This is a genomic window from Limnospira sp. PMC 1279.21 (genome assembly GCF_032349615.1).
Taxonomy (GTDB): domain Bacteria; phylum Cyanobacteriota; class Cyanobacteriia; order Cyanobacteriales; family Microcoleaceae; genus Limnospira; species Limnospira fusiformis.
In genome coordinates, this window is record NZ_JARPLU010000226.1 from 1 (window position 1) to 5,963 (window position 5,963).

Annotated in this window: 2 protein-coding genes, 1 tRNA gene and 2 pseudogenes; 2 read left to right on the forward strand and 3 right to left on the reverse strand. The window is 47.2% G+C overall.

Annotation, left to right across the window (positions count from 1 at the left end; all coding sequences use genetic code 11):
- Positions 1-57 precede the first annotated feature (57 nt).
- Together P5683_RS21995 and P5683_RS22000 are read left to right on the forward strand one after the other, a co-directional pair.
- Positions 58-429, forward strand: a pseudogene (locus tag P5683_RS21995) (transposase); the annotation flags it as partial.
- Positions 430-447: 18 nt separating this feature from the next.
- Positions 448-609: pseudogene (locus P5683_RS22000) on the forward strand (IS4 family transposase); the annotation flags it as partial.
- A gap of 16 nt (positions 610-625) precedes the next feature.
- Here P5683_RS22000 and P5683_RS22005 read toward each other — a convergent pair.
- The 3 genes from P5683_RS22005 to P5683_RS22015 all read right to left on the reverse strand — a co-directional run bounded on the left by P5683_RS22005 (position 626) and on the right by P5683_RS22015 (position 4,835).
- Entirely contained in the window at positions 626-850 is a 225-nt protein-coding gene (locus P5683_RS22005) for a hypothetical protein (RefSeq protein WP_006669054.1), read from the reverse strand.
- A gap of 213 nt (positions 851-1,063) precedes the next feature.
- Positions 1,064-1,134, reverse strand: a tRNA-Gly gene (locus tag P5683_RS22010).
- 80 nt (positions 1,135-1,214) lie between these two features.
- A complete protein-coding gene (locus tag P5683_RS22015) occupies positions 1,215-4,835 on the reverse strand; it encodes a response regulator (RefSeq protein ID WP_006669053.1) in 3,621 nt (1,206 codons plus the stop codon).
- Positions 4,836-5,963 lie beyond the last annotated feature (1,128 nt).

The window sequence follows — 5,963 nt, forward strand, 5'->3', positions numbered from 1 at the left end:
TTTCGGCTAGATTCCCTTTTGGCTAAGACTTTCAGCTTTTTTGTCCTGTACTGAGATTGGTGGATTATACCTTACGTCAATACAACTCTATTTAGTCGAGTGTTACAGGAGTTTGCTGCCGAATTTAAATTAGGTCCAAATCAACACATTATGTTAGTGGTTGATCAAGCCGGATGGCATATCAGTAAGAATCTGAAAGTACCCGAAGGACTGCATTTAATGTTTCTACCGTCCCATTCCCCGGAACTACAACCAGCAGAAAGACTGTGGCCTCTGGTAGATGAACCCATTGCCAATCGTTCATTTGAGAATCTTGATCAGCTAGAGGAACTCTTGTGTGCTCGCTGCCGAAGTTTGTGGAAACAGCGCGAATTAATTCGAGGCTTGACCAGTTTTCATTGGTGGCCTCAAACCGAGACTTTACTATAATTGATTATCCGGACTTGATATCACAGTATTTTTGGGCTCGGATTATCGGGTTATGCTTGGAGCCAGTCGCTAGTTTTCTGGCAAGAAGAGATGTTAGCATTGATGGCCCTCAAGCCTCATAAAGCTCAGAATTTTCGGCAAGGACTAAATGCTCTATCCCTTGTACAGCAATCAGTCTAGCTCTCTTGTCACCCTCTCAGGGTGTACACTCAAGATTGGCTATCTTGGGTAGTCGTTTCCCGGTAGGTGGCTGCTTAAACTGCAATAGCAGATTGTACCTAGTCCCGGACTTTTGTAACTTGAGAGTCACTCCTTTGGGACATTCCCCTTTAAAGTCTTGATAGGCTTTCAAGAATCTAGCGTAACTCTCATCGTAGTTGCCCTTCCCCCCTACAGTAGGGGTATTAGTAGCGTTACTCATTTTTTACTCACTTGTTACTCTGCTACGGTTTTGAGTAACACCTAAGTAACGGTAGAATAGGGGTTATAGGCTATGTATCAGGTTCAAGTCCGCCTCCTGGCATTTTCGGAAAAACCTGATCCTGACTGCGATCGCAGCTTATTGCTTAACTCGATAGTCGCAGTCGATTAGTAGGCTATTACTCATAACCTAGCCCTGGCATGGTAGGAAAAAAGCGGGCGGGGGGAATCGAACCCCCATCATTAGCTTGGAAGGCTAAGGTTTTACCACTAAACTACGCCCGCAAATTTGCACTTAACTAATCTAACACAGGAAAATAAAAATTGCAATAGTGCGATCGCATTTTTTCCCCAATTATCTGCCATTAAGCTGTATCCCTTACTGATTCAGGTTTTGGGTTAATCACACAAGTCATTACCGGCTCATCAATGCCTTTAAGTTCGAGAAATTCGCGCTTAATAATCTCCTCATCGGGGACATACTGAGCCACCATAGCGGATACCATAATGCTGTTGGGGGCAGTAGCCTCCTGAAGACGGGCAGCAATATTAACCGAAGGACCGATCGCCGTAAAATCCGATCGCTCTTGGGAACCAAACAACCCCACCACAGCCATACCCTGGTGAATCCCACAGCGGAACCGCACCGGAGGAACCTCATTACGGCCCACCAAACCTCGTTCCTGCCAACCCTGGTTAAGTTTTTCGAGAGCCACCAACATTTGTCTAGCCGTAGCGATCGCGCGTCGGACTTGTTCAGAGGGGCTCATCTCCTCCGGGGCTCCATACAAAGCCATAATCGCATCTCCTACAAACTTGTCAACAGTCCCCTGATTCTCAAAAACCGCCCGAGTCATTTCTCCCAAATACTCATTAAGCAATTCCGCCACCCCCTGAGACTGTAGAGCATTAGACATCCGAGTAAAACCGACAATATCACTAAATAAAATGGTAATCAGCCTCGGTTCCGGGCGCAAATCCAGAGTCAAGTCCCCCGCCGCCGCCTTTTTGACCATAGACTCCGGCAAAAACCGTCGCAATACTGATTCAGTCAGATACTTATTCAAATGGGCTACCCGTCGTTCCTCTGCCTTGAGGGCCTGTAAATTCCTGACCTCAGCTATCAACTCCCGGTCATTAAAAGGCTTAGAAACATAGGCATCAGCGCCGCGCTCAACCCCTTCGATGCGGGTATCCTCATCAGCCTTAGCAGTCAACAAAATAATTGGAGTTCCCCTAAGTTCAGGTGAGGAGCGAATCATGCGAATCAACTCCAACCCAGACACCTGGGGCATCATCAAATCAGTAACAATCACATCAGGATGATAAGTCTGAGCCTTGTTAAAACCATCAGCGCCATTCTTAGCCAAAACTGCATTAAATCCGGCATTTTGCAACATCATCGACACATAGCGGCGCAAATCGGGGTTATCATCCACCACCAGGACAGTATTAGACCCCAACTGTCCGTGGTCCGTGAGGGAAGCCGAACCGTCAGCAACCAAAACCTCCGGCAGATTTATGTCGTCAATTTGTACATCTGGTAAATCGACCTCCACATCAGCCAATTCTACGGCTGCTCGACGTGCATCAAACTCAGCGGGAACATCAAGGACTTGCTCTGGTGGTAGATGAAGATTCCCCATTTGTAGCCAGACGGTAAATGTAGTTCCCTGACCATACTCAGACTCTACAGTAATGCGACCATGATGGAGTTCGACCAACTCTTTAACCAGAGCCAATCCCAAGCCACTCCCCTCAAAGGAGCGATTGGCTGAACCTTCAGCTTGTCGGAAGCGTTCAAATAAATGGGGGAGTTGTTCTTGTTTAATACCAATCCCGGTATCTTTGACCATAAGACGGCAATAATTCCCTTCGGGCTGGAGACTAACGGTAATAGTGCCATCGGTGGGGGTAAACTTCATGGCATTAGAGAGCAAATTGTAAAGGACTTTATCAAACCTTTCCAGATCAAGATAAAGTTGGGGGCAACTCTGTAAATTGGTAACTAGATTAATTTGTTTGCGATCGCAATAAGACTTAAATGATTCCACCGTTTGCTGACAAAACTCCACCAGGTCACAGGGGCGAAAACTGGGCTGCATTCGTCCCGCATCAAACCGTTGCAAATCCAATAATTGATTAACCAAGCGCAATAGTCGCCTGGAGTTACGCAGAGCAATTTTCGCTTGGTCTAATGACAGATCCTGCTGTTGATTAACCACCGTTTCCAAAGGACCTATCATCAAAGTCAAAGGGGTGCGAAACTCGTGGGAGACATTTTGAAAAAACTCAGTTTTGAGGCGGTCGGCTTCTAATAGGCGTTCTGCTTGCTGGCGTGTTTTTTGGTATAGACGAGCCTGCTGTACCGCCAAAGCGGCTTGGGCTGCCACTAACAGGACCATATCAATTTCGGAGGGTTGCCAATGGCGAACTTGGTGATTTTGGCGTAGGGATATGCTGCCAATAATATCACCATCGAGCAATAGTGGCACGACCAATAGAGCCTTAGAAGGCGATCGCAAAGGCAACATCACCATCGAGTCTGGTCGCTGTTCGATATCAGCGATCGCCACCGGAGCGCGAGTTCTAATCAATTCCTGAAGCACCGGGTTGCCACTAATAGGAGCCGCCGACTGAGGCAAATCATCGGACTGATCGGACTCAATGGATTGATTAGTTTCTACCCCCAATAGGGGCAAATTCGTCGTCGTGCTGGTATCAGGTTCAGACAAAGCCGCCGGTCTAGTCTCTACTACTGTTTCTTTAATCGCCGCATTATAAAGGCCTACACACTGCATATATTCATCTCCCGGACTCCAGAGAGACAAAGCACAGCCATCAACCTCCAAAGCCTCCCCCAATTGCTCAGTGATAGCCGCAAAAATTTTCTGAGGGTCAAGACTAGACCGAATAGCATTGGTAATCGTATTAACCAGCGCTTCCCTACGAGCCAATTCTCGCACCTGCTCGTATGCGCGCACCTGAGACAATGCCAAAGCCGCCTGATCTGCTACACCCGCAGCTAACTGCACTTCATGTTCATGCCAATTACGGGGCGATCCCGTGTGGTGCAGCGCCAAAACCGCCAACAATTCCTGACGGTAATACAGAGGCACTATCAAACTGGAGCGAATATCTGCACGTTGGTAAACGTCTCGTCGCTGCTGCCATTCTGGTCCATCGTGGTCAGAAATATCATTTCCCAAACCTTCCGAAAGAATCATTACTTCCGTAGTTTCCCAAACCAGGGATCTCAATTCCAGATCATTATTATTGATAACGCTGATGTTGTCTGTCGTGGAATTTTGATGATTCTGACCTTCCGCTAAGTATGCGAACCACTCCTTCCCTTGTGTAGCAGTGATATCCTGTTTGGTAGGGCTGACTCCAGCCCCCAGCCCTATCAGGTCTGAACCCACACCGAATGAACGCAGCAGACAATAGCTCACCTCAAACATTTTACCCACTGTTTCAACTATGCGCTGCAACATTTCCTGGGAATTAGGACAGGCGCGAATGGTACTTGTCACTTCATAAAGTAACGATTCCTGTTTTTGTGCTAGGCGTAGTTCCTCTGTGCGAGATTTCAGGACATTATGAGTTTCTAAACCTTGCTGAACGATCGCCTTGAGTTCATCAGATTTCCAAGGTTTAGTGACATATTTAAACACCTTACCGGAGTTAATTGCCTCTACCAGGTCTTCAACATCCGTATAACCAGTGAGGATAATGCGGATCGAATCGGGATATTGAGTCGCGGTCAAACTGAGAAACTCTGTGCCACTCATATAGGGCATCCGCTGATCAGAGATAATTACTGCTACTTCCCCCACCTCTTCTAAGATCTTCAATGCAGCCGGCCCACTTTCGGCTTTGAGAACTTTAAATTCCCGATGGAAAGTCCGGTATAGCAGATCTAAATTATCTGGCTCATCATCAACCACTAATATGGTGGGCTTCAATTTTCTGTTGGGGGAACTCATGCACCGATCTCCTGCTGGAAGGGCTCATCAATTCGGGGGCTTCGATGGTCAGTACTGGCACTAATGTGTCTGTAGGGGAGTAGATTACACCGTAGGTGACTCTTCACCATAAGCAAGCCAACCCACCAACCCGCCCGTCTAATTTGAGAGTTGTTCGCGATTAGGTAGACCATTGTAGACCGCTGAGTTCCAGAGGGAGCTATATTCATCTACAAGTGAGCGATACGGAATGTTTGACTATGTGCCTTTTCATCAACTGAGTTTAGTGGGAGGTTTAGCAATATTGTTCCAGCGGTCCCCAGACTGTTACACCCTCATGTTAATCATACTTTATCAAGAAACTGGGTCTCAAACCTTGCACTTCAGGGCGACTTCGTGATACAATAGTAATGGTTGTGCGAGACGTTTAGGAGTGAAATAGGGCTGCAATGCCTGAAATAACCTCCTATTGGGACTTCTATTCCTTGGTAGAATATAAGGAGTGCGCCCTGACCATCCCATAACTATCTATGTGTTCCAACATCTGGACTCGACACCCAGATAAGGCAGAGAGACTCAAGGTCAAGACAGAACACTAGAACGATGGAGTTGTAACCCATCTAGTAAAGCAGGAAGTTGAGAGTAACGGCGGTAGCCACCCCCAGTTTCAGGATTCACAACCCGTCAGATTGAAGCGGGGAACGGAAGGCGTAATAGAGGAACCTACCTCTCACTCGACCACTGCCAACCATCCATGATTAGGGAAACCGAATGTCTGGCTTGAACCATCGTAACTATTGGGCAGCGAAACAGGTTGACACGCTGCGCTCAAAGAGTAAGGGGAAAAGTAGGAGTTTAAGCAAGCTACCCAGAAGCAACGTTTCGTTGTGCATAGACCTTTAAAGTACCCCGGTGGACAGGACAAATCTAAAGATGGAATGCCCACACAGATGGAACGTTTAAAACCCCTCATTGGCTCTCAAGTGGCGGGATGTACCCGTGGAGTAGTGAAAAGTGTAAGCGTATGGTGCGAGACGTTCGGGTATGAAATAGGGCTGAAATGCCCGAAATAACTACCCGGTGAGGATTCCAGCTCCGAATCTGGATATAAGGAGACCTCTCCTGAGCATCCTCATAACTGGTTATATT

Coding starts and splice junctions, on each gene's coding strand:
- P5683_RS22005 (WP_006669054.1), bottom strand. CDS start 850: ATGAGTAACGCTACTAATACCCCTACTGTAGGGGGGAAGGGCAACTAC.
- P5683_RS22015 (WP_006669053.1), bottom strand. CDS start 4,835: ATGAGTTCCCCCAACAGAAAATTGAAGCCCACCATATTAGTGGTTGAT.